Annotated in this window: 19 protein-coding genes; 7 read left to right on the top strand and 12 right to left on the bottom strand. The window is 70.7% G+C overall.

Annotated features, from left to right (window positions below):
• Nucleotides 1–99 precede the first annotated feature (99 nt).
• Nucleotides 100–1,023, top strand: a complete 924-nt coding sequence (locus GFD30_RS02645) for an NADP-dependent oxidoreductase (RefSeq protein WP_153023793.1) — start codon at nucleotides 100–102, stop codon at nucleotides 1,021–1,023.
• 215 nt (nucleotides 1,024–1,238) lie between these two features.
• Nucleotides 1,239–1,868, top strand: coding sequence for a flavin reductase family protein (locus GFD30_RS02640; protein ID WP_322632873.1), 630 nt, complete (start codon nucleotides 1,239–1,241; stop codon nucleotides 1,866–1,868).
• A 39-nt stretch (nucleotides 1,869–1,907) separates the two neighbouring features.
• Here GFD30_RS02640 and GFD30_RS02635 read toward each other — a convergent pair whose 3' ends face one another.
• From GFD30_RS02635 to hisF, 3 genes are all read right to left on the bottom strand, one after another.
• The gene (locus GFD30_RS02635; protein ID WP_322632872.1) at nucleotides 1,908–3,689 is read right to left on the bottom strand and encodes an ABC transporter ATP-binding protein; all 1,782 of its coding nucleotides are present in this window, start codon (nucleotides 3,687–3,689) and stop codon (nucleotides 1,908–1,910) included.
• Nucleotides 3,686–5,527 carry an ABC transporter ATP-binding protein gene (locus GFD30_RS02630; RefSeq protein ID WP_153023652.1) on the bottom strand — a complete coding sequence of 614 codons (1,842 nt, stop codon included), beginning with the start codon at nucleotides 5,525–5,527 and terminating at the stop codon, nucleotides 3,686–3,688. The genes GFD30_RS02635 and GFD30_RS02630 overlap by 4 nt, the downstream gene beginning before the upstream one ends.
• Before the next feature lie 454 nt (nucleotides 5,528–5,981).
• Nucleotides 5,982–6,743, bottom strand: coding sequence for an imidazole glycerol phosphate synthase subunit HisF (gene hisF / locus GFD30_RS02625; protein WP_153023651.1), 762 nt, complete (start codon nucleotides 6,741–6,743; stop codon nucleotides 5,982–5,984).
• 154 nt (nucleotides 6,744–6,897) lie between these two features.
• On the opposite strand from hisF, the gene GFD30_RS02620 reads away from it, so the two are divergent.
• Entirely contained in the window at nucleotides 6,898–7,314 is a 417-nt protein-coding gene (locus GFD30_RS02620; protein ID WP_153023650.1) for a hypothetical protein, read from the top strand.
• A gap of 10 nt (nucleotides 7,315–7,324) precedes the next feature.
• Nucleotides 7,325–8,041, top strand: coding sequence for a TetR/AcrR family transcriptional regulator (locus GFD30_RS27745; protein ID WP_322632871.1), 717 nt, complete (start codon nucleotides 7,325–7,327; stop codon nucleotides 8,039–8,041).
• Nucleotides 8,042–8,122: 81 nt separating this feature from the next.
• On the opposite strand, the gene GFD30_RS02610 is transcribed toward GFD30_RS27745, so the two are convergent.
• The 6 genes from GFD30_RS02610 to GFD30_RS02585 form a co-directional block, all read right to left on the bottom strand.
• Nucleotides 8,123–8,533, bottom strand: a complete 411-nt coding sequence (locus GFD30_RS02610) for an SCO5389 family protein (RefSeq protein ID WP_153023649.1) — start codon at nucleotides 8,531–8,533, stop codon at nucleotides 8,123–8,125.
• 118 nt (nucleotides 8,534–8,651) lie between these two features.
• Complete coding sequence (locus GFD30_RS02605) at nucleotides 8,652–9,620, bottom strand: ATP-binding protein (RefSeq protein WP_153023648.1); 969 nt, start codon at nucleotides 9,618–9,620, stop codon at nucleotides 8,652–8,654.
• A 149-nt stretch (nucleotides 9,621–9,769) separates the two neighbouring features.
• Nucleotides 9,770–10,675: an amino acid ABC transporter permease gene (locus tag GFD30_RS02600; protein ID WP_153023647.1), complete on the bottom strand. Its 906-nt coding sequence runs from the start codon at nucleotides 10,673–10,675 to the stop codon at nucleotides 9,770–9,772.
• A gap of 13 nt (nucleotides 10,676–10,688) precedes the next feature.
• Nucleotides 10,689–11,345 carry an amino acid ABC transporter permease gene (locus GFD30_RS02595; RefSeq protein WP_227995763.1) on the bottom strand — a complete coding sequence of 219 codons (657 nt, stop codon included), beginning with the start codon at nucleotides 11,343–11,345 and terminating at the stop codon, nucleotides 10,689–10,691.
• A gap of 74 nt (nucleotides 11,346–11,419) precedes the next feature.
• Entirely contained in the window at nucleotides 11,420–12,349 is a 930-nt protein-coding gene (locus GFD30_RS02590; RefSeq protein ID WP_153023646.1) for a glutamate ABC transporter substrate-binding protein, read from the bottom strand.
• Nucleotides 12,350–12,398: 49 nt separating this feature from the next.
• Entirely contained in the window at nucleotides 12,399–13,151 is a 753-nt protein-coding gene (locus tag GFD30_RS02585; protein WP_322632870.1) for an amino acid ABC transporter ATP-binding protein, read from the bottom strand.
• Between the two features lie 253 nt (nucleotides 13,152–13,404).
• Between GFD30_RS02585 and lipB the strand changes: the two genes are divergently transcribed.
• On the top strand, nucleotides 13,405–14,181 hold the full coding sequence (lipB, locus tag GFD30_RS02580) for a lipoyl(octanoyl) transferase LipB (protein WP_153023645.1): 777 nt from the start codon (nucleotides 13,405–13,407) through the stop codon (nucleotides 14,179–14,181).
• A gap of 45 nt (nucleotides 14,182–14,226) precedes the next feature.
• On the opposite strand, the gene GFD30_RS02575 is transcribed toward lipB, so the two are convergent.
• On the bottom strand, nucleotides 14,227–15,606 hold the full coding sequence (locus GFD30_RS02575) for an alpha/beta hydrolase (protein WP_153023644.1): 1,380 nt from the start codon (nucleotides 15,604–15,606) through the stop codon (nucleotides 14,227–14,229).
• Between the two features lie 273 nt (nucleotides 15,607–15,879).
• Entirely contained in the window at nucleotides 15,880–16,671 is a 792-nt protein-coding gene (locus GFD30_RS02570; RefSeq protein ID WP_322632869.1) for an ABC transporter ATP-binding protein, read from the bottom strand.
• Nucleotides 16,672–16,905: 234 nt separating this feature from the next.
• On the opposite strand from GFD30_RS02570, the gene GFD30_RS02565 reads away from it, so the two are divergent.
• Together GFD30_RS02565 and GFD30_RS02560 are read left to right on the top strand one after the other, a co-directional pair.
• Nucleotides 16,906–17,958, top strand: a complete 1,053-nt coding sequence (locus tag GFD30_RS02565) for an ABC transporter ATP-binding protein (RefSeq protein WP_153023643.1) — start codon at nucleotides 16,906–16,908, stop codon at nucleotides 17,956–17,958.
• Entirely contained in the window at nucleotides 17,955–18,974 is a 1,020-nt protein-coding gene (locus GFD30_RS02560; protein WP_153023642.1) for an ABC transporter permease subunit, read from the top strand. The genes GFD30_RS02565 and GFD30_RS02560 overlap by 4 nt, the downstream gene beginning before the upstream one ends.
• A 216-nt stretch (nucleotides 18,975–19,190) precedes the next feature.
• Here the strand turns inward: GFD30_RS02560 and GFD30_RS02555 are convergent, their stop codons facing one another.
• The gene (locus GFD30_RS02555) at nucleotides 19,191–20,360 is read right to left on the bottom strand and encodes an ROK family transcriptional regulator (protein ID WP_153023641.1); all 1,170 of its coding nucleotides are present in this window, start codon (nucleotides 20,358–20,360) and stop codon (nucleotides 19,191–19,193) included.
• Nucleotides 20,361–20,576 lie beyond the last annotated feature (216 nt).

The following is a 20,576-nucleotide window of genomic DNA, read 5'->3' as shown; positions in this document are numbered from 1 at the left end:
TTTCACATCGTGGCCTCCGGGCCACTGTTCGGCGGCCCGGCGCGGGCACAGAATGGGTCCGGTACAAGGGAACCGAAGAAGGGAGACCACATGAGCACCATGCGAGCCGTGATCCAGGACGAGCTCGGCGGACCGGAAGTCCTCCGCGTCGCGGAGGTCGAGCGGCCGGAGCCGGGTCCGACCGAGATCCTGGTGCGGGTGCACGCCGCGGGCGTGAATCCGACCGACTGGAAGTCCCGCGAGTCCGGCGGCCTCACCGGCCTCGAGCCGCCGTTCACGCTCGGGTGGGACGTCTCGGGCACCGTCGAGGCCGTCGGCGCGGGCGTGCGCCTCTACGAGCCGGGCGACGAGGTCTACGGGATGCCCCGGTTCCCGCACGCCGCAGGCGGATACGGCCAGTACGTCACCGCGCCCGCCCGGCAGTTCGACTTCAAGCCCGCGGCCCTGACGCACGTGGAGGCCGCCGCGGTGCCGCTGGTCGGCCTGACCGCGCACCAGGCCCTGGTCGACAACGCGGGCGTGCGGGCCGGGCAGCGCGTCCTCGTCCACGCCGCCGCGGGCGGGGTCGGGCACCTCGCGGTCCAGATCGCGAAGGCCCACGGCGCGTACGTGATCGGCACGGCCAGCGCCGGGAAGCACGAGTTCCTGCGGTCCATCGGGGCCGACGAGGCGATCGACTACCGGTCGGAGGACTTCGCGGCGGTCCTCTCGGACCTGGACATCGTGGTCGACCCCATCGGCGGCGAGTACGCGGCGAAGTCGGCGTCGGTCCTCAAGGACGGCGGGTACCTGATGTCGGTGATCCCCGGGGACCTCCCGGCGGCCGAGCAGGAACGGGTGCGGGCCGGGTTCGTGCTGGTGGAGCCCGACTGGAGCGGAATGCGGGCCCTGTCCGCGCTCATCGAGGCCGGTCGGCTGCGGCCGCACGTCGCCGAGACGTACCCGCTGGAGGAGGTCGCGAAGGCCCACGAGTCGCTCCAGACGGGCCGCACCACCGGGAAGATCGTCCTCACGGTCGATTGAGCCGCACCGGCGGCTGAGGCGAGCAGTCGATTGAAGCGCTGTCGGCTGCGGCGCACCGTCAGGCGAGATGCCCGGCGGTCGGGATGCACTGCCGGTCGGGATGCGCTGCCGACCGGGACCGACCGGCGGCGAACGCCGTGTCGCGCAGCGGCCAGCACGGCGGGTCCGGAGCGGATTGGATTGCATGGTCCGATCCGATCCGCGAAGGAGCCGCCGTGCACGTCCAGACGCCGCTGAAAGTCCACTACTACGGGAGCGTCGTCGTGCTCCTCGGCACCCGCGACGAGGAGGGGCGGGCGAACCTCGCGCCGATGTCGTCGGCGTGGTGGCTCGGGCAGTCGGCCATGCTCGGCATGGGCGACAGGTCCAAGACCGCGCAGAACCTGCGCGCCACCCGGGAGTGCACGCTCAACCTCGTCCCGAGCGGCCTCGCCGACGCGGTGGACCGGCTCGCGGACCTGACCGCGGTCGACCCGGTCCCGCAGACCAAGGCCGCCAAGGGGTACCGGTTCGAGCCCGACAAGTTCGGGGCAGCCGGGCTCACCGAGGTCCCCGGTGAGGCGACCGGGGCGCCCCGGGTGGCCGAGTGCCCGATCCAGCTCGAGTGCCGCATCGTCGCGGCGCACCCGTTCGGGAAGGGCTGCACCGCGTTCGAGGCCGAAATCCTTCAATCCCATGTGGACGAATCGGTGCTGGTGCCGGGCACCGCGTACGTCGACCCGGTCGCGTGGGACCCGCTCATCATGAAGTTCTGCGACTACTTCGGCGAGGCGCGGAACCTGCGCGAGTCGACGCTCGCCGCGAACTGGCGGATGCCGCGCGGCCGCCTGGGCCGCGCGGCGTGACCGGTCGGGCCCGCCCGGTTCGAGCGGGCCCGGCCGGCGTCAGCTCGAACGGGTCTGCTCGATCCACGAGCCGTGCAGGCCCGCGTACACCGAGCCGGGATCGGCGGCGAGCTCGTGGTGCGGGCCCTGCTGGACGAGCTCGCCGGCGTCGAAGACGAGGACCTCGTCGGAGGTCTCGGCGGTCGAGAGCCGGTGGGCGATGATCACGGTGGTGCGGCCGCGGGTGACGGCGTCGAGCGCCGCCGAGAGCCGCAGCTCCGTGGCCGGGTCGACCGCGCTCGTGGCCTCGTCGAGGACGAGCAGGTCCGGGTCGGTCACGTACGCGCGCACCAGCGACACGAGCTGGCGCTCGCCGACCGAGAGGTTCGCGCCGCTCTCCCCCAGTTCGGTCTCCAGGCCCGCCGGGAGGGTCTCGATCCAGTCGGTGAGGCCCAGTTCGGCGAAGGCCACGTAGATCTCGGCGTCGGTCAGCTCCGGCCGCGCGAAGCGGACGTTCCGCGCGAGCGTCCCGTTGAACAGGAAGCCCTCCTGCGGGACCATCGTGACCCGCCGCCGCAGCGACGCGAACGTGATCTCGTCGAGGGGCGAGCCGCCGAGCAGCACCCGGCCCGAGGTCGGGTCCATGAGGCGGACCAGCAGCTTCGCGAAGGTGGTCTTGCCCGAGCCGGTCTCGCCGACCACGGCCACCTTCGCGTGGGGCCGGATCTCGACGTCGATGCCGTGCAGGACCTCCGGGCCGCCCGGGTAGGCGAACCGGACGCCTTCGAAGCGGATCCCCAGGGGCCCTTCGGGAAGCTCCTTGCCGTCGACCGGGTCGGCCACGTCGGGGGCGGTGTCGATGATGTCGAGGACGCGCCGCCAGCCCGAGACCGCGTTCTGCGCCTCGTTCAGGGTCTCGGTGCCGATGACCACGGGCTGGGTGAACAGCACGACGAGGAACAGGAACGCCGTCAGCTCGCCGACGGTCATCGAACCGCCCGCGACGAGGAACGCGCCGAGGACGACCACGACCACGTTGACGCCCAGGTAGACGAGCTCGCCCGCGCCGAAGGACAGCGCGGAGCGGCTGATGGCGCGGGTCTGGTCGCGCCGGTGCTCCTCGATGGAGGCGTCCAGGCGCTCGCTGGTGCGGGCCCCGACCCCGTAGGCGCGGACGGTGCCGGCGCCGACGACGGACTCGGCGACCGCCGACAGCATCGCCGAGACGCTCCGGCGCACGCTCGTGTACGCCGACGCCAGGTGCTGCTGGAGCCATTTGATCAGCCAGGTCACCGGGATGAACACGATCCACACGGCGATCGCGAGCTGCCACGAGTAGACGACCATGACGACGGTGGCGACGATGATCTGCGCCGTCGAGGTCACCAGGACCATGCCTCCCTGCTGGAGGAACTGGCTGATCTGGTCGATGTCGGTCGTGACGCGCGCGGTCAGGGCGCCGCGCCGCTCCGACTGCTGGTGCAGCATCGACAGGTCGTGGATGTGCCGGAACGTCCTGCGGCGCAGGTTCGCGAGCGCGTGCTCGGAGACGACGAACAGGCGGCGGTTCATGACGTAGTTCGCGAGGGTCGTCAGCAGCAGCGCGGCGGTGCCGAGCGCGGCGACGGTGAACACGTACGGGAGGTCGGGGCCGCCTTCGCCGAGGAGGCCGTCGTCGAGGATCTTCTGCGCGCCGACCGGCACGACCAGGCGGCCGAGGGCGGTGACGGCCGCGAGGAACAGTGTGAACTCGATGCCGCGGCGCAGTTCGGGCGAGAGCTGGAGGCCGCGTTTGACGGTCTCCCACGGGCCGGGCTGGGTCGGGGTCTCCTGTGCGGTCACGCCGCACCCTCCTCATCGAATTCGCGCTCGGCCTCGGCCCGCTCGTAGGCGGTGACGAGGTCGGCGTAGGGCTGGTGGGTCCGCAGCAGCTCCGTGTGCGGGCCGCGGGCGGTGATGCGGCCGCCTTCGAGGAAGACGACCTCGTCGGCGAGCGCGATGGTGGCGCGCCGGTAGGCGACCACGAGGACGCTCGCGGCGGTGGAGGAGTCCTTGAGGCCGGCGAGGATCTGGGATTCGACCTTGGGATCGACGGCGCTGGTGGCGTCGTCGAGGACGAGCAGGCGGGGCCGGCCGGCGAGGGCGCGGGCGAGGGTGAGCCGCTGGCGCTGGCCGCCGGAGAGACTGGTGCCGCGCTCGCCGACCTCGGTGTCGAGGCCCTGGTCGAGGTTGGCGGTGAACTTCTCGGCGCCGGCGGCGACGAGGGCGTCCCAGATGCGGTCGTCGTCGATGCCGTCGCGGTCGAGGGCGATGTTGTTGCGGACGGTGTCGTCGAAGATGAACGGGACCTGCTGGACGAGTGCGGTGGCGCGGGCGATGCTGGCGTGGTCGAGGCCGCGGAGGTCCTCGCCGTCGAGGCGGACGGTGCCGCGGGTCGGGTCGACGAGGCGGGCGGCGAGGTGGGCGAGGGTGGACTTGCCGGAGCCGGTGGCGCCGACGAGGGCGACGGTGGTGCCGGGCTCGACGGTGAAGGTGACTTCGTGGAGGGCTTCGTGGCCGTCGGGGTAGGCGTAGGCGACGGCGTCGAATTCGAGGCGCGCGGGGGTGTCGCTCGCCGGAAGCCGCTTGTCGCCGTAGGTCATGTCGCCGGTGGCGGAGAGGACGTGGTCGATGCGGGTGCGGCCGACGACGGAGGAGGGCAGGTCGCCGAGGACCCAGCCGATGGCGCGGACGGGGAAGGCGAGGATGGAGAACATGACCGAGACGGTGACGAGCTGCTCGAGGTTGATCGCGCCGGCTTCGTAGCGGGCGAGGCCGACGAGGAGGGCGACCAGGACGGCGATCTCGGGGAGCCCGGAGATGGCCGGCTCGAACGCGGCGCGGAGGCGGCCGACGCCGATCATGGCGTCGCGCAGGTCGGTGGCGGAGGCGCTGAACCGCTCGGTCTCGGCGGCCTCCTGGCCCATGGCCTTGACGACGAGGGCGCCGTCGAAGGACTCGTGGCCGACGGCGGAGACTTCGGCGCGCAGTTCCTGGGCGCGTTTGGCGCGGGGGGCCATCTTGGTGGCGAAGACGGCGTTGAGGATGAACAGGGCCGGGAACATGCCGAGGGCGACGAGGGCGATCGCCCAGTCGATGGTGAAGAACGCGCCCATGGCGACGACGACCATGAAGAGCGTGCCGCACGCGAACGGCAGCGGCGCGAGCGGCCGGGCGGCGGCCTCGACGTCGGCGTTCGCGTTGGACAGGAGCGTCCCGGTGGGGTGCTTCTGGTGCCAGGAGACGGGGAGGGCGAGGTAGCGGCGGGTGATGAGGCGGCGCCAGTGGGCCTGGACGCCGAACTGCATGACGCCCGCGCCGATGCGCCTGGCGCACATGGAGGAGAAGCGGACGAGCGAGGTGGCCACGAGCGCGGCGACGCCGAGGAGCACCGTGCCGATGACGACTTCGCCGTTCTCGTACGCGGGGACGGCGATGCGGGCGACGACCCAGCCGACGACGTAGGAGAGGAAGAGGGCCGCGGTGGTGTTGATCATGGCGCCGGCGGCGCCGATGGCGAAGGGCTTGGGCTTGATCCGGATCATGTCGCCGATGTTGCGAAGGCCGCGGCGGAGGATGCGCTCGTCTGCGCCTGCGGCGAGGTCGTCGGGATCGGCGGCGGTGCCGGTGGGCAGCGTCATTGGTTCTCCGGTCAGGTGGGTGTGTCCGGGCGGGGTCCTAGCCGCTCGGCAAGCGACCGCTTGCAATCATGCCTCGCCCCGGCGACGGTCGCCAACCCGTTTGCCGAACTCGTCGGTCACGTGCAGGCGCATTGAGGGCCCGGACCGTATTCCCCATCCCTATCCCCCGCCCACCCAGAGGGGGACTGTGCCCCCAATCCTTGCCCGCAGGTGCGACAAGAACCGGCCCCGCGCGACCTCCTGTCACCCGAAGGGGGACAACACGTTCGGCGGCGGGTCATGAACGCCCAAAGCCGCGACGCGCGGCCGCCGACCCGGCGCGATGCACATCAGGTCACCGGGGACCGGGGACACCGAGCACCGAGCACCGAGCACCGAGCACCGAGCACCGAGCACCGAGCACCGAGGGAGCCTGCGCAAGTCGAGATCACGGGCGCGGCAGGCGCGCCGGCGGCTACCGGATCGGGTACCCGGCGTTCTTGAGCTCCTGCTTGACCTCGCCGATCGCGACGTCGCCGAAGTGGAAGATCGACGCGGCGAGGACCGCGTCGGCGCCCGCCGCCACAGCGGGCGGGAAGTGAGCCGCCTCACCGGCGCCGCCGGAGGCGATGAGGGGCACGTCGACCGCGGCGCGGACCGCGGCGATGAGCGGGAGGTCGAAGCCGGCCTTGGTGCCGTCGGCGTCGATCGAGTTGAGGAGGATCTCCCCCGCGCCGAGCCCGGCGGCCTTCGCGCACCACTCGACGGCGTCGATCCCGGTGCGGCGCCGCCCGCCGTGGGTGGTGACCTCCCAACCGGACTGGGTGTCGGCGCCGCTGGCGACGTCGGCGGAGAGCACGAGGACCTGGTTGCCGAAGCGGTCGGCGATCTCGGCGATGACCTCGGGCCGCGCGATGGCGGCGGTGTTGACGCCGACCTTGTCGGCGCCGGCGCGCAGCAACCGGTCGACCTCGTCGGCGGTCCGGACGCCGCCGCCGACGGTGAGGGGGATGAAGACCTGCTCGGCGGTGCGCGCGACGACGTCCATCATGGTGCCCCGGTCGTCGGAGGAGGCGGTCACGTCGAGGAAGGTGAGCTCGTCGGCCCCGGCCGCGTCGTAGGCCGCGGCCAGCTCGACCGGGTCCCCCGCGTCCCGCAGGTTCTCGAAGTTCACACCCTTGACCACCCGCCCGGCGTCCACGTCCAGGCAGGGGATCACACGCACAGCCACACTCATGCCCCAACTCTATCGAGCGGCGCGGGACGAGACGTGTGTCGTGGGCGATAGTTCGGACCCCGAGTCTTGAACATGTTCAAGAATCTGCGTAGCGTGAAGTCAGGAGTTGAACATGTTCAACTCGGGAATCCCCCTTTCAGAACGGAGCACTGTCATGGACATGACGGTCGTCGCCTACACCGCCTACCTGCTCGTCGCCGTCCCGCTCACCGTGTGGGTCGCCCGGACCCTCGGCGCCAACGGCTTCCACTTCATCAAGGACGTCTTCGCCGGCGACGAGCAGCTCGCCCAGGCCGTCAACCGGCTCCTCCAAGTCGGCTTCTACCTCCTCAACTTCGGGTTCGTGGCGCTGTGGCTGCGCACCGGCGACCAGATCGGCACCGCCCGGGAGGTCTTCGAGACCGTCGCCGTCAAGATCGGCGCGGTGCTCCTGGTCCTCGGGGTCCTGCACGTGCTCAACATCCTCGTGCTCAACGGCTTCCGCAAGCGCGGCCACGTCGACGCCCGCACGCTCGCGACCCTCGAGCCCCCGCACCCGCGGCCCCAGGCGTACGGGCCGCAGCCACAGTAGGATCGCCTTTGTGAGCGCTGCTGCTTCCGGATCCGATGACGCCGCGTCCGCCCGCCCTTCGAGCAAGGGCGAGCGGACGCGCCAGCACATCATCGACACCGCGCTCGACATGTTCGCCGAGCGCGGCTACGACAAGACCACCATGCGCGCGATCGCGGCCGAGGCCGGCGTGTCCGTGGGGAACGCGTACTACTACTTCAAGTCCAAAGAGCACCTGATCCAGGGCTTCTACGAGCAGGCGACGAACCGCCACGCCGAGCTGGCGCCGACGATGCTCGAAGGCAAGGAGACCCTGGCCGAGCGGATCGAGGCCGCGCTGCTGGCCTGGCTCGACATCGCCGGGCCCTACCACGCGTTCGCGGGCCAGTTCTTCCGCAACGCGGCCGACCCGTCGAGCCCGCTGAGCCCGTTCTCGGAGGACTCGACCGAGAGCCGCGACCGCGACATCGCCCTCTACCGGGAGGTGCTGGAGGGCTCGAAGACCAAGGTGCCCAAGGACATGGCCGACATCCTCCCCGAGATGCTGTGGCTGCACCAGATGGTCGTGGTCCTCTACTGGGTGTACGACGCCTCGCCGGGGCAGGAGAAGTCCCGCGAGCTCGCGCGGCGCACGGCGCCGCTGGCGGCCCGGGGCGTGGCCCTCTCGCGGCTGAAGATCCTGCGCCCCTTGGTGAAGCAGTTCGAGGAGCTGGTCCGGGACTTCCTGATCACGCGCCGGCCCGGATAGCCCGAAGGGCCGGCCGGACTCCGTTGTCCGAGCGGCCCTTCGGCGGTGCGACGTGCATGCCTTGCGGCGCAGTGGGTTCCTTCAGCAGTCCCGCAGTTCGGGCGACTGGTTGAGGAGCTGCCCGCGCGGCGAGATGAACTTGCGGTAGGTGTCCGAGTCGACCTCGGAGACCGGGAACGCCGCGACGCGGTGGCAGTTCTGGAAGGCGAGCTTGACGCCGTGGTGGCGTTCGAGCGCGCCCCGCATCGAGTCCGAGGCGAGGACCCGCAGGAGCTGCCCGCGCGCGCGCTCGTCCGGCGGCGGCGTGGTGTTGTCCGCGAACTGGGTGGAGCCGGTGGACGAGACGACCCCGTGCTTCAGGTCGTCCACGACCTTCGCGATGAGGTCCCACGCGAACGGCAGCGACTGCTTGACGCAGTCGACGAACTCGGCGTCGGACACCTCCCCCGCTTCGGCCTTGGTGAGCAGGTCTTCAGAGACGTCAAGGGACATGCGTACTCCTCTCGGTTCGAATCGGTTCATTGTGCTTGCGGTGCTCACCGTCCGCTGTCGGGTAGTCGACGCAGACGGGTCCGCGCGCCCCGAGCGTCCAGGCGCCCGCGGGCGGGCGCTAGTGGGCGGGCGCGTTCAGGAGGTGCTCGCCGAGGACGAAGTCGGGGACGATCTGGTCGGCGAGGTCCACGCCCGCGCGGTCGTTGCCCCAGGCCAGGGCGGCCTTGCGGTGGAACTCGTGGGCCTGCCTGGTGAACTTGGCCCAGTCCTTGCCGGCGGCGACGGCCCGCTCCCGGGCGGCGTCGACCACGGCGAGGTTCTCGGGTTCGAGGTCGGCGACCGGGCCGACGCTGCCGCGCTCGGCGGCCTTGACGTACTTCGAGCGCGAGCACCAGCCCAGGAGCGCGTCCCCGACGTGCTCGCGCAGGAACGCGACGTCGTCCTCGTCGTCGATCTTGTTGCCGATCACCGAGATCCGCACGTCGTAGTCCTCGGCGTACCCCAGGTACTGCTTGTAGACGCCGACGCTGCGCAGCGTCGGCTCGCAGACCAGGAACGTGTGGTCGAAGCGGGTGAACATGCCCGAGGCGAACGCTTCGGCGCCGGCGACCATGTCGACCACGACGAACTCGTCCCGGCCGTCGACGAGGTGGTTGAGCAGCAGCTCGACCGCTCCGACCTTGGAGTGGTAGCAGGAGACGCCGAGGTCGTCCTCGACGAAGCCGCCGGTGGCCGCGAAGCGGATGCCGTCGTGTTCGGTGAACAGCTTGTCGAACAGCGGGTTCGACTCGCGCACGGTCACCAGGCGCGAGCCGGGCCCCGGCGGCGTGGTCTTGAGCATGAGGTCGGCCGAGGGCACGAGCGGGTTCGTCCCGCGCAGGTAGTCCTTGATGTCGGCCAGGTGCTCCCCGAGCACCGGGCCCATCGCGGCGGCCTCGGCGTCGAGGCCGAGCGCGGCCGCCAGGTGCTGGTTGATGTCGGCGTCGACGGCCATCACCGGGTGGCCGAGCGCGGCGGCGCGCCGGGCGAACAGCGAGGCCATCGTGGTCTTGCCCGAGCCGCCCTTGCCGACGAAGGCGAGTTTCATGGTTTCGGTTCCCCCACCAATTGAAAATGGTTGTTGATATCAAAAGGAGGGTATCAGGCCATGAAACCGACGTTCGCTCATATGCGAAGGGCCCCGCCGGCGAATGCCGGCGGGGCCGAGGTCGTGCGGTGGCGCGGTGGTGCGCGGAACTACGTGGCGATCTGGTTGCTGACCGCCATCTCGATCCGCTCGACCGCCTTCGCCGGAGTCGCGGTCTTCTTGCGCAGGCGGCGCTCCGCGTAGACCACCAGCTTCGACAGCGTGTACGCCAGCGCGAAGTAGATGAGCGCGGCGATCACGAGCGCCTGGAGGAACGAGTTGCCGTAGTCGCGGCCGATGATGTTGGCCGAGTGCAGCAGCTCGGGGTAGGTGATCACGTATCCGAGCGAGGTGTCCTTGAGCAGGATCACGAGCTGGGCGAGGACCGCCGGGAGCATGTTCCGCAGCACCTGCGGCAGCACGATGAGGCGCTGCACCTGGCCGTGGCTCAGGCCGACCGCGTACCCGGCCATGGCCTGGCCGGGCGGGAGGGCCGCGACGCCGGCGCGGAGGATCTCCGCGAGGATCGCGCCGTTGTAGATGCCCAGGCCCAGCACCAGGAACGTGAGCCGGCGCGCGTCGCCGTCCCAGCCGAGGACCTCGGAGGTGAAGCCGAAGTGCCCGTCGATGGTGAAGGAGATCCAGATGAGCAGCACCAGCGGCAGCGAGCGGAAGAACTGCACGTAGACCGTGGAGGCCGCCCGTGTGGGCATGAACCGGGAGATGCGCCCGAAGCCGATGACGACGCCGAGGACGATCGCCACCAGCGAGCCGAGCGCGAACGCCTCGAGGGTGGCGAGGATCGCGGGGATCCAGGTCGTCTCGATGACGAGGACGTCCAGGGGGTTGACCCAGCGGCTCGCCTCGAAGAAGCCGTTCCCGGCGAGCCCGAAGGCGGCCCAGGCCAGGAGGCCGAGGATGACGACGCCGGAGATGATGGAGGCGATCAGCGAGCGCCGGCGGCCCTTGGGGCCGAGCGCGTCGAACAGGACCGTGCTCTCGTTCTGTCTGGTCATGAGTCACCTGCCTTCATCGGACGAACGCGGCGCGCCGCTCGGCGAGCCGCACCAGGTAGCTGAGGACGAAGGCGATGACCAGGTAGCTGACGGTCACGCCGATGATGACGCCCCACAGGTCGAACCGGGACTGGTCGTCCTCGATGAGGCGCCGCGACATGGCGGTCAGCTCGGTGACGCCGACCGCGAGCACCAGGGCGCTGTTCTTGACCAGTGCGATCAGGAGCGAGCCGAGCGGCGGGATGACGACCCGGACGGCCTGCGGCAGGATCACGGTCTGGAGCGACTGGCCGAAGGTGAGGCCGATCGAGCGGGCCGCTTCGGCCTGGCCGAGCGGGATCGAGTTGATGCCGCTGCGCAGGGTCTCGCCGACGAACGCGCCGGTGTACATGCCGAGGCCGACGAGGCCGACGCCCCAGCTCGTGGTCTCGATGCCGATCGACGGCAGGCCGAAGTACATGACGAACAGGACGGCCAGCAGCGGGATGTTGCGGAACAGCTGCGTGTAGGCGTTGGCGGCCCAGCGGGCGGGGGCGGCGGGGCTGACACTCATGACGACCAGGAGCATCCCGATCGCCAGGGCGATCGCGTAGCTGGCGAGGGTCACCACGACGGTGACGCGGGCGCCCTCCAGGAGCGCCTCGGCCATCAATTCGAAGTTGTCGAACAAGCGGACTCCTCCATAAGGCGGGCGGCGGCGGCCGTCTCACGCGGCCGCCGCCGCCTCACCGAACGGTTGCGGGCCTAGTAGCGGTTGGGGGCCGGAAGCGTTTCCGGCAGCGGCATTCCGGCGCCGCCGTAGGTCAGGTCGAAGGCCTTCTCCCAGTCGCCGTTGGCGAGGATCTCGTCGATCATGTCGTTGACGAAGTTGCGGGCGTCGGTCTCGCCGAGCGGCATGGCGATGCCGTAGGGCTCTTCGGTGAAGATGTTCGACGAGTCGAGGACGCGGAAGGCGTCCGGACGGTCCACGGTGAAGCCGTAGAGGATGGTCTCGTCGGTGCTCACGGCGTCGGTCTGGCCGTTCTCGAGCGCCTGGGCGCAGGCGGCGTAGTCGGCGAGCGGCGTGATCGTGGCCTCAGGGTTCTCTGCCTGGAGGTTCGCGATGGAGCCGGAGCCCTCGGCGATGCACACGTCCTTGCCGGCGAGGTCGGCCACCGAGTTGATGTCGGTGTTGTCGGCCGCGACCATGACGTTCTGGCCGGTCTCGAAGTACGGGCCGGCGAAGTCGAACTGGCTCAGGCGCTCGGGGTACATCGAGTAGGTCGCGATGACCACGTCGACGGTGCCGTCGTTGATGTACGTCTCGCGGTTCTGCGAGGTGGTCTCGACGAACCGGAGGTTGCCCTCCTCGCCCTCGGTGACCTCGCCGAAGATGTAGGTGGCGAGCAGGCGGGCCATCTCGGCGTCGAAGCCCTCGACCTCGCCGGTGGCGGTGTTCATCTGCCCGGCCAGCGGCTGGTCGTACTTGATGCCGACGGTGATGTAGCCCTTGTCCTTGATGTCCTGGATGTAGCCCGCGGGGACCTCGGAGGCCTGCTCGAGCGAGTACTCGCCTACGGACTCCTCCCGCGACTCCTGCTCTTCGGCGTCCTGGCTGGCCTCGCCGGAGCAGGCGGCCAGGGTCATGAGGCCGGCGGCCGCGATCGCGGCGGCGGCCTTGCGGAATGCGCGCATAGCTGTTTCCTTCCTTATGGTGGGGCTGACGGTGCGGTGTTCGGGTGGCCTAGTGGGTCATGACCTTGGACAGGAAGTCCTGGGCGCGCTCGGTCTTCGGGTCGTCGAAGAACTCGTCGGGCGGGGCGACCTCGACGATCTGGCCGTCGGCCATGAAGACGACGCGGTTGGCGGCGCGGCGCGCGAAGCCCATCTCGTGGGTCACGACGACCATGGTCATGCCCTCGCGGGCGAGGTCCTGCATGACGTCGAGGACCTCGTTGATCATCTCGGGGTCGAGCGCGGAGGTCGGCTCGTCGAACATCATGAGCTTGGGGTCCATGGCCAGGCCGCGGGCGATGGCGACGCGCTGCTGCTGGCCGCCCGAGAGCTGGGAGGGGTAGGCGTCGGCCTTCTCGGCCAGGCCCACGCGTTCGAGGAGCTGGCGGGCGCGGGTCTCGGCCTGGGCCTTGGGGGTGCGGCGCACCTTGATCGGCCCGAGGGTGATGTTCTGGAGGACCGTGAGGTGGGCGAAGAGGTTGAAGTGCTGGAAGACCATGCCGACGTCGGCGCGGAGGTTCGCGAGGGCGCGGCCTTCGGCGGGGAGGGGCTTGCCGTTCACGGTGATCGAGCCGGAGTCGACGGTCTCGAGCCGGTTGATGGTGCGGCACAGCGTCGACTTGCCTGATCCGGAGGGTCCGATGAGGACCACGACCTCCCCGTCGTCCACGGTCAGGTCGATGTCCTTGAGCGCGTGGAGGTTCCCGAAGTGCTTGTTTACTCCGGAGATGGTGACCATCGGAGCCTTCGGCGTTGCTTCCATTCGTATCCCTGTGGTCGTGTGCAACCCTCGACTGGCGCGGGGCGAGCGGATTGGGCTTTAAATACCTTAGGAATAGTAGTGTGACAGCTCACGCGCGGTCACCGGGGCGGCCGACGGCAGCAACTAGTCGGCAATTAAGTAACGGCCTCATAAAGAAGACCTGCACATTACGGGCGTGAGGCACGCGTGGAACGTCCGTGACGCAGCCGTCGTACGGTGGCCGCCGGGGCGCGCGGAGGTCTAGGGTCGAACCATGACCGCACCAGTGGGGACCGCGGGCGCCCGCGGCATCACCGTCGACAGCACCGCGAAGCACGGCACCGGCATCGGCAGCGCCGGCGGCCCCGTGGAGACCGCGCCGATCGAGACCGCTCCTGTAGCGACCACGACCGTGGAGGGCATCACGGTCGAGAAGCGCGGCCTCATGGACTACCAGGAGGCGTGGGACTACCAGAAGGAGCTCCAGCAGCGGCGGATCGACGACGAGATCGGCGACACCGTGCTCCTGCTCCAGCACCCGAGCGTGTACACCGCGGGCCGGCGCACCGAGACGTGGGCGCTGCCGCAGGACGGCACCCCGGTCGTCACGACCGACCGCGGCGGCCAGATCACCTGGCACGGGCCCGGCCAGCTCGTCGGGTACCCGATCATGAAGATGCGCAACAAGGTCGATGTGGTCGGCTACGTGCGCCGGGTCGAGGACATGATCACGGCCGTGGTCCACGAGTTCGGCGTGACCTCGGCGCGCGGGCGGCTGCGCGACCGGACCGGGGTGTGGCTGCCGGAGGACGAGAAGGGCCCGGAGCGGAAGATCTGCGCGATCGGCGTGCGGGTCCGCTGGGCGACGACCATGCACGGGTTCGCGCTCAACTGCGACCCGGACATGACCTACTGGGACCGGATCGCGCCGTGCGCGATCACCGACGCCGACGTCACGAGCCTCTCGCAGGAGCTGGGCCGGGACGTCACGGTCGAGGAGGTCCTCCCGGTCGTCGAGAAGCACCTCGGGCTGCTGCTCGAGCGGGACTAGTCGAGACGGCGAACGGGCGCGGCCGGAGCCGCGCCCGTTCGCGTGTCAGCAGGCGTCGTTGGCCTCGGGCTGCTCGTCGGCGAGCTCGGGCTCCTCGTTGAGAAGGACCTTGAGGATGTTGTTCCAGGCGTCGGACTCGGGGTAGAAGATCTCCGAGTGCGAGTGGACCCCTTCGACGGTCTTACCGGAGATGCCCTGCTCGGCGAGGCTGACGCCGTAGTCGTCGACCGCGTCCGGGTCGTCGGGAAGGCTGCCGGTGGCGAGGTTGCGCACGCCGGGGAAGTCGTCGGGGTCGGCGCCGTGGCCCAGGAGCGGGACGTACGGCATGCCCTGGACGTAGGAGATCGGGTCGCCGGGCGCGGTGATCGAGAACCGGTCGCGGCACGGCTCGGTGTAGTCCTCGGGGCTGTAGACGTCGTTGCCCATGCCCGCGGACGCGATGTGGAGGACCTGGTCGCCTTCGAGGTCGTAGGTCTCGGCGTAGCCGATGACCGCGCCGCCGTACGAGTGGCCGGCCAAGGTCAGGGGGACGTCGTCGCCGATCTGGTTGCGCAGGTCGAACGTGAACGACGCGAGGCTCTCGGCGGCGACCTGCGACCACGAGGCCCAGGACTCCTCGATCCAGCCGGAGGGCCACGAGGCGGCGGCCCAGACGACGACGGCGAGCTCGCCATCGGAGGCGTCCACGAAGGACTTCGCGCGGTTGTAGTAGAGGTCGAAGTTCGCGCTGGAGAGCACGGCCGAGCCGCCGGGGACGAGGACCGCGACGTTCGCCGCGGTGTCGAGGTCGCCGACGACCTCGATCCAGGAGCCGTCGCCCGCGTTGTTGTACGGGTCGAGGTAGAGGAAGCGGCGGTCGGTGCCTATGAGCTGGTCGAGCTCGGCGCGCGGGGGCCGCGCGGCCTCGTCGGTCCAGGGGCGCTCGGGGCTGTCGTACGAGGCGGAGGCGGCGGTGGTGGCTTCGAGGACGAGCTGGTTGGCGGCCATGCGGGCGTCGAATGGCGCACCGGGCATCTCGGCGATCACCGAGGGGTAGAGGACCGCGAGCCACGCGGTCGGCTCCTCGCCGAGGTCGGCGAAGAAGTCGGTGACCTCGATCGGGTCGAGCCCGCCGCCGGCCTCGTACAGGGCCGCGAGGGCCGCGCCGAGTTCACCGGTGTCGGCGGTGGGGACGGCGGCCACGAGGTCGGCCGCGGTCTCGGAGTCGGCCAGCGCGGCGTCGAGCGCGGCGGCCGGGTCGTCGCCGCCGACGGGGGCGGCCTCGCGCATTGCGGCGAGTTCGGCCGTCGGGTCGGCCGCGAGCGCGGGGACCTCGTGGAGCTGCTCGGCCTCGGCTTCCCCGAGGCGGGTCAGACCGGCCAGGTATACGAGCGCCAAAGCGGCGACGGCCGTCAGGACCGTCGCACGCCACCACCGGAATCTCACCGGGTCAGCGTAGCCGAGCCACGCCTGGCGCGACGACCGCTGCGCGTGTGAGACGGGTCGGAGGGCAGGGACGGAGCCGCAGCGGCCCGTTCGCAGGGCCCCCGGTTCAAGACCCTGACACGGGGGTGCGACGGAACGGCCGGTTCGGGATTCCAAGGCCGTGTCACGGGCACGGTCAGAGGCACTTGGGCCCGTTCGCAGGGCCCCCGGTTCAACACCCTGACAGACAGGTCTGACAGAACCGGCCCGGGCGGGCCTCCCGGCCGGGGTGAATCAGGCGGCGGTGGCGGTGAAGCGGTTGCCGTTGGCGGTGAGGGTCAGGGGGAGGCCGAACGCCTTGGAGAGGCTCTCGGAGGTGAGGGCCTCGGCGATCGGGCCCGCGGCGATGACGCCGCCGCCCGAGAGGACCAGTGCGTGGGTGAAGCCCGGCGGGATCTCCTCGACGTGGTGGGTGACCAGGACCAGGGCCGGGGCGCCTTCGTCGCGGGCGAGGCCGCCGAGGGTCGCGACGAGCGCTTCGCGGGCGCCGAGGTCGAGGCCGGCGGCGGGCTCGTCGAGGAGGAGCAGCTCAGGGTCGGTCATGAGCGCGCGGGCGATGAGGACGCGCTTGCGCTCGCCTTCCGAGAGGGTCCCGAAGAGCCGGTCCCGGAGCTGGGCGACGCCGAGCCAGCGCATGAGCGAGGCGGCGCGCTCGTCGTCCTGCGGGTCGTACTGCTCGCGCCAGCGGCCCATCATGCCCCAGGCGGCGGTGCGGACGACGTCGAACGCCTTCTCGTCGTTCGGGATCGCGTCGGCGATCTGAGTGGTGGTGAGTCCGATGCGGGGGCGCAGCTCGAACACGTCGACGCGGCCGAGGCGCTCGCCGAGGATCTCGACGACGCCGGAGGTGGGGTGGTTGCGCGCGGCCGCTAGGTTGAGCAGCGTCGTCTTCCCCGCCCCGTTGGGGCCGAGGACGACCCACCGCTGGTCGGCGTCGACTTGCCAGTCGACGCCGTCGAGGAGCTGGTTGCCGCCGCGTCGTACGGTGACGCCGGACAGGTCGAGGACGCGTTCAGACTGAGCCACGGGTCAATGAAACCACGCGCCCCGGCCGTACGGTCGGGGGCGGGCGGCGCGGTGGGAGTAGGACACACGGGCGAGCCCCCGCCTGGGCGGCCCGAGGGCGGACCGGCCGCCGTGCAACGGTACGGGCTCGAGTGGCGTCTCACAGGTAACGTCACATGAGTTCCGCCGCGTCCGCCGCAGCACATCCGGTGCCCGTCACCGCAGACCGGCCTCGTCTCACACGGAAATGAGTTCATGCCCTCCATCATCGAGATATCGGGGCTGCGGAAGACCTATAGAAGGAGCTTCCGCCAGCCGCACAACGCGTTGGACGGCCTCGACCTCGAGGTTGCCGCCGGCCAGGTGCACGGGTTCCTGGGCCCCAACGGGTCCGGCAAGACGACGACGCTGCGGGCCCTGCTCGGGCTCATCCGCGTCGACGGCGGGACCATGCGGATCTTCGGCGAGGAGGTGCCGCACCGCCTCCCGCAGGTCGTGTCGCGCATCGGCGCCGTCGTCGAGTCGCCGCAGTTCTTCAAGCACTTCTCGGGGCGGCTGACGCTCCAGCTCCTGGCCGAGAGCGCCGGGATCCCCAAGGAGCGCGTGGAGGCGGTCCTGGAGCAGGTGGGCCTGCGCGACGCCGCGAAGGCGTCCGTGAAGGGCTATTCGCTGGGCATGCGGCAGCGGCTCGCGGTCGCGCAGGCGCTGCTCAAGCAGCCGCAGTTGCTGATCCTGGACGAGCCCGCGAACGGCCTCGACCCCGCGGGCATCCACCACATGCGCGAGCTGCTCCAGTGGCTCGCCCACGAGCAGGGCGTCACGGTCGTCGTCAGCTCGCACCTCCTGTCCGAGGTGCAGCAGCTCTGCGACTCGATGACGATCGTCTCCAGGGGACGGCGGATCGTCGACGGCTCGGTCGCCGAGATCATCGCCGGCCACTCCGGCGCGTCCCTGAGCGTCCGGTTCCCGGACATCGCGTCGCTCTCCGAAGCGGCCGAAGCGCTCACGGCGGCGAAGCCGGGCGTCGGCGCGATCGTCGAACGCGACCGCCTCATCGTCACCGGCGCGCCCGAGGCCGCCTGGGTCACGCAGACCCTCGCCGAGGCCGGGATCTACCTGTCGGAACTGGTGACCCAGACCAAGAACCTCGAGTCGGTGTTCCTGGAGCTCACGGGCACGGCCCCGATGCCCGGCCAGACCGTCCAGATCGGCGGCTCGGTGGCGGTGCCGGAGACGGCCGCGCCCATCGAGGTCCCCGTCACCGTCGCCGTCGACGGCCGTCCCGAGGCCGAGGAGGCGCAGCGATGAACCTGTTCAAAGCCGAGCTGCGGCGCATCTTGCGCCGCCGGCTCACCATGGTCTTCGGGATCCTCGCGCTCGCGGGCCTGATCGCGATGGCCGGCATCATGTGGGCGATCTCCAGCACGGGCCCGAGCGAGGCCGCGCTCGCCGAGGCGCAGGCCGAGGCCGACGCCTGGAACGCGGAGAACCCGGACTTCCAGGACTGCGTCGACGACCCGGACTACTTCACCGAGAGCGAGTACTACACCTGGGCCGTCGATGACCCCGAGTACGCCGAGCTGACGCATGTGGAGCGCTGCGAGACGTACGTCGGCATGTCGGCCGAGAGCTACATCTGGACGTACACGTTCAGCTTCGAGGAGGAGGGCCCGTTCCTGCTCATCGGCGCTGTGGTCGTCGCCGGGCTCATCATGATGATGCTGGCCTCCTCGGCGATCGGCGCCGAGTGGTCGAGCGGCGGCATGTCGAACCTGATGGTGTGGCACCCGAACCGGATGCAGCTCTGGGCCGCGAAACTCGGTGCGGCCCTGGCGGTCTGCGCGGCCGCGGTGGTCGCTCTGACGGCGCTCGGGTTCGGTCTGCTGATACTCACGGCCGCGGTCCGCGGCGACGTCGGCAATCTCGACGCCCAGTGGTGGGAGGAGACCCTCGAGTACCTCCTGCGGAGCGGCATCCTGGCGCTGGGCATGACGACGCTGGGTGCGTCGCTCGCGATGCTTGGGCGCCACACCGCGATCGCCGGAGGCGTCATCGCGGGGTACCTCATCGTCGGCGACCTGGTCGTGCGGATGACGACGATGGCGCTGCCGGTGCCGTACCCCGAGCGGCTCTCGCTGTACACGTGGGTGACCGCATGGATCACCGGCCGGGTCGAGCTGTACGACTGGCAGGAGTCCGGCATGGACATGAACCCCGACGTCATGGTCATCACCTGGGGCGACGCGGGTGTGATGCTCGGCGCGATCGTCCTCCTCTTCGGAGCCCTGGCGACCTGGTCCTTCAAACGCCGTGACGCCGCGTAGGAACCTGATGCGAACGGCCGCCCCGCCGCGTTTGCGGCGGGGCGGCCTTCGCCTTTTCCAATGCACCCGATCAGGGGATCCCCCGCCACCTGGGGCCCGTTCCTGTCGGACCCGCATGTCAGGGTGTTGAACCGGGGGCCCGAGAAACGGCCCCCGACGGCTCTGCCCCTGCCCGCGAAACGGCCCGCAAGCCCGGCCGCCGTCAGTCGAATGTGGTCAGTCGAAGAGGCTTTCTCGGACCGCGTCGAGGCCGTGGAGGATCGCGCCGCGCATGATCGGCTCCTCGATGACCGTGCCCGCGACCACGCTCGGGTTGACCGGGGCGAGCTGCGAGGTCTGGGCGGCGACGCGGCCGGCGAGTTCGAGGCCGCCGGCGTAGCCGACCGGGCCGCCGAGGACCACGACCGTCGGGTCGAGGAGGACGCAGACGGCCACGATGCCGAGGGCGATCCCGCGCGCGATCTCCTCGAGGCACGGCACGCCGGCCTCGCCCGCGGCGAGCGCCGCGGTCAGCACGTCCTCGGGCTCGGCCGCCTCGAAGCCGTGCTTCGCGCCGATGTCGATCACGGCGTCCCCGCCGATGACCCGCTGGTACGAGCCCTTCGACAGCCGCGTGACGACACCGCCCGTGGGCAGGTCGCCGCCGGGCACCGGGAGGAAGCCGATCTCACCGGCCGCACCAGAGGCGCCGCGGTAGAGCTGCCCGTTGAGGATGACGCCGAGCCCGAGGCCGCCGCCGAACCACGCGTACACGAAGTCGGCGGCGCCGCCGGCGCCGCCGGAGCGCTGCTCGGCGAGGGTCGCGAGGTTGACGTCGTTCTCGATCGCGACCGCGGGTGCGAACTCCTCGTTGAGGGCGGTGCGCAGGCCGCGGTGCCAGGCCGGGAGGTTCCAGGAGAAGCCGATGTCGCCGCTGGCGGGGTCGATGACGCCGGGGGTGCCGAGCGTGATCCGCTGGACCTTCGCCATCTCGATGCCCGCGTCGGCCACCGAGTCGGTCACGACGCGGCGCACGACCGCCACCGGGTCGGTCGAGCCCTCCACGTCGATCTCCGCGCGGCCGACGATGCGGCCGGTGAAGTCCGCGCACGCGCCCTTGGTCGTCACGGGCCCGACCTCGACGCCGACGACGTATGTGAACGTGGGCACCGCCGCGTACAGCGACGCGTTGGGGCCGCGCCCGCCCGACTTGGACCCGACGACCTCGACGAGGCCGCGGGTCTGGAGGCGCTCCATCATCTGCGAGGCGGTGACCTTCGACATCGAGGTCCGCTCGGCGAGCTGGGCGCGGGTCTGGGGCCCGTCTTCAAGCAGGAGCTTCAGCGCGGCCTGGTCGTTGAGGACGCGCAGCAGCTTGGGCACCCCGGGGGTGTGGCTCTTCGGCATTCGTACTTCCTTCTCCTCCGAGCCCACATTATCCACGGGCTGCACTCGCGTTCCGCTGCGACTAGCGCGCACGAGCCCGCGAGTGACCGATAAACCCCGAGCAAGCCGCCATTGCAGCACCCGGCCCGGACCAAACTGTCAGACCCTCGTGCCAGGGTATTGACCGGGGGCCCTGCGAACGGGCCTGAGTGCCGCTGCCGCTGCCCGCAAAACGGT

The sequence above is a fragment of the Glycomyces albidus genome (assembly GCF_009451885.1).
Lineage (GTDB): Bacteria > Actinomycetota > Actinomycetes > Mycobacteriales > Micromonosporaceae > Glycomyces > Glycomyces albidus.
This window is presented reverse-complemented; position numbering and strand designations above follow the sequence as displayed.

Excerpts from the sequence above, each read along its gene's own strand:
- GFD30_RS02645 (WP_153023793.1), top strand. The coding sequence starts at position 100 with ATGCGAGCCGTGATCCAGGACGAGCTCGGCGGACCGGAAGTCCTCCGC.
- GFD30_RS02630 (WP_153023652.1), bottom strand. The coding sequence starts at position 5,527 with ATGACGCTGCCCACCGGCACCGCCGCCGATCCCGACGACCTCGCCGCA.
- hisF (WP_153023651.1), bottom strand. The coding sequence starts at position 6,743 with ATGAGTGTGGCTGTGCGTGTGATCCCCTGCCTGGACGTGGACGCCGGG.
- GFD30_RS02620 (WP_153023650.1), top strand. The coding sequence starts at position 6,898 with ATGGACATGACGGTCGTCGCCTACACCGCCTACCTGCTCGTCGCCGTC.
- GFD30_RS02610 (WP_153023649.1), bottom strand. The coding sequence starts at position 8,533 with ATGTCCCTTGACGTCTCTGAAGACCTGCTCACCAAGGCCGAAGCGGGG.
- GFD30_RS02605 (WP_153023648.1), bottom strand. The coding sequence starts at position 9,620 with ATGAAACTCGCCTTCGTCGGCAAGGGCGGCTCGGGCAAGACCACGATG.
- GFD30_RS02600 (WP_153023647.1), bottom strand. The coding sequence starts at position 10,675 with ATGACCAGACAGAACGAGAGCACGGTCCTGTTCGACGCGCTCGGCCCC.
- GFD30_RS02590 (WP_153023646.1), bottom strand. The coding sequence starts at position 12,349 with ATGCGCGCATTCCGCAAGGCCGCCGCCGCGATCGCGGCCGCCGGCCTC.
- GFD30_RS02585 (WP_322632870.1), bottom strand. The coding sequence starts at position 13,151 with ATGGAAGCAACGCCGAAGGCTCCGATGGTCACCATCTCCGGAGTAAAC.
- lipB (WP_153023645.1), top strand. The coding sequence starts at position 13,405 with ATGACCGCACCAGTGGGGACCGCGGGCGCCCGCGGCATCACCGTCGAC.
- GFD30_RS02565 (WP_153023643.1), top strand. The coding sequence starts at position 16,906 with ATGCCCTCCATCATCGAGATATCGGGGCTGCGGAAGACCTATAGAAGG.
- GFD30_RS02560 (WP_153023642.1), top strand. The coding sequence starts at position 17,955 with ATGAACCTGTTCAAAGCCGAGCTGCGGCGCATCTTGCGCCGCCGGCTC.
- GFD30_RS02555 (WP_153023641.1), bottom strand. The coding sequence starts at position 20,360 with ATGCCGAAGAGCCACACCCCCGGGGTGCCCAAGCTGCTGCGCGTCCTC.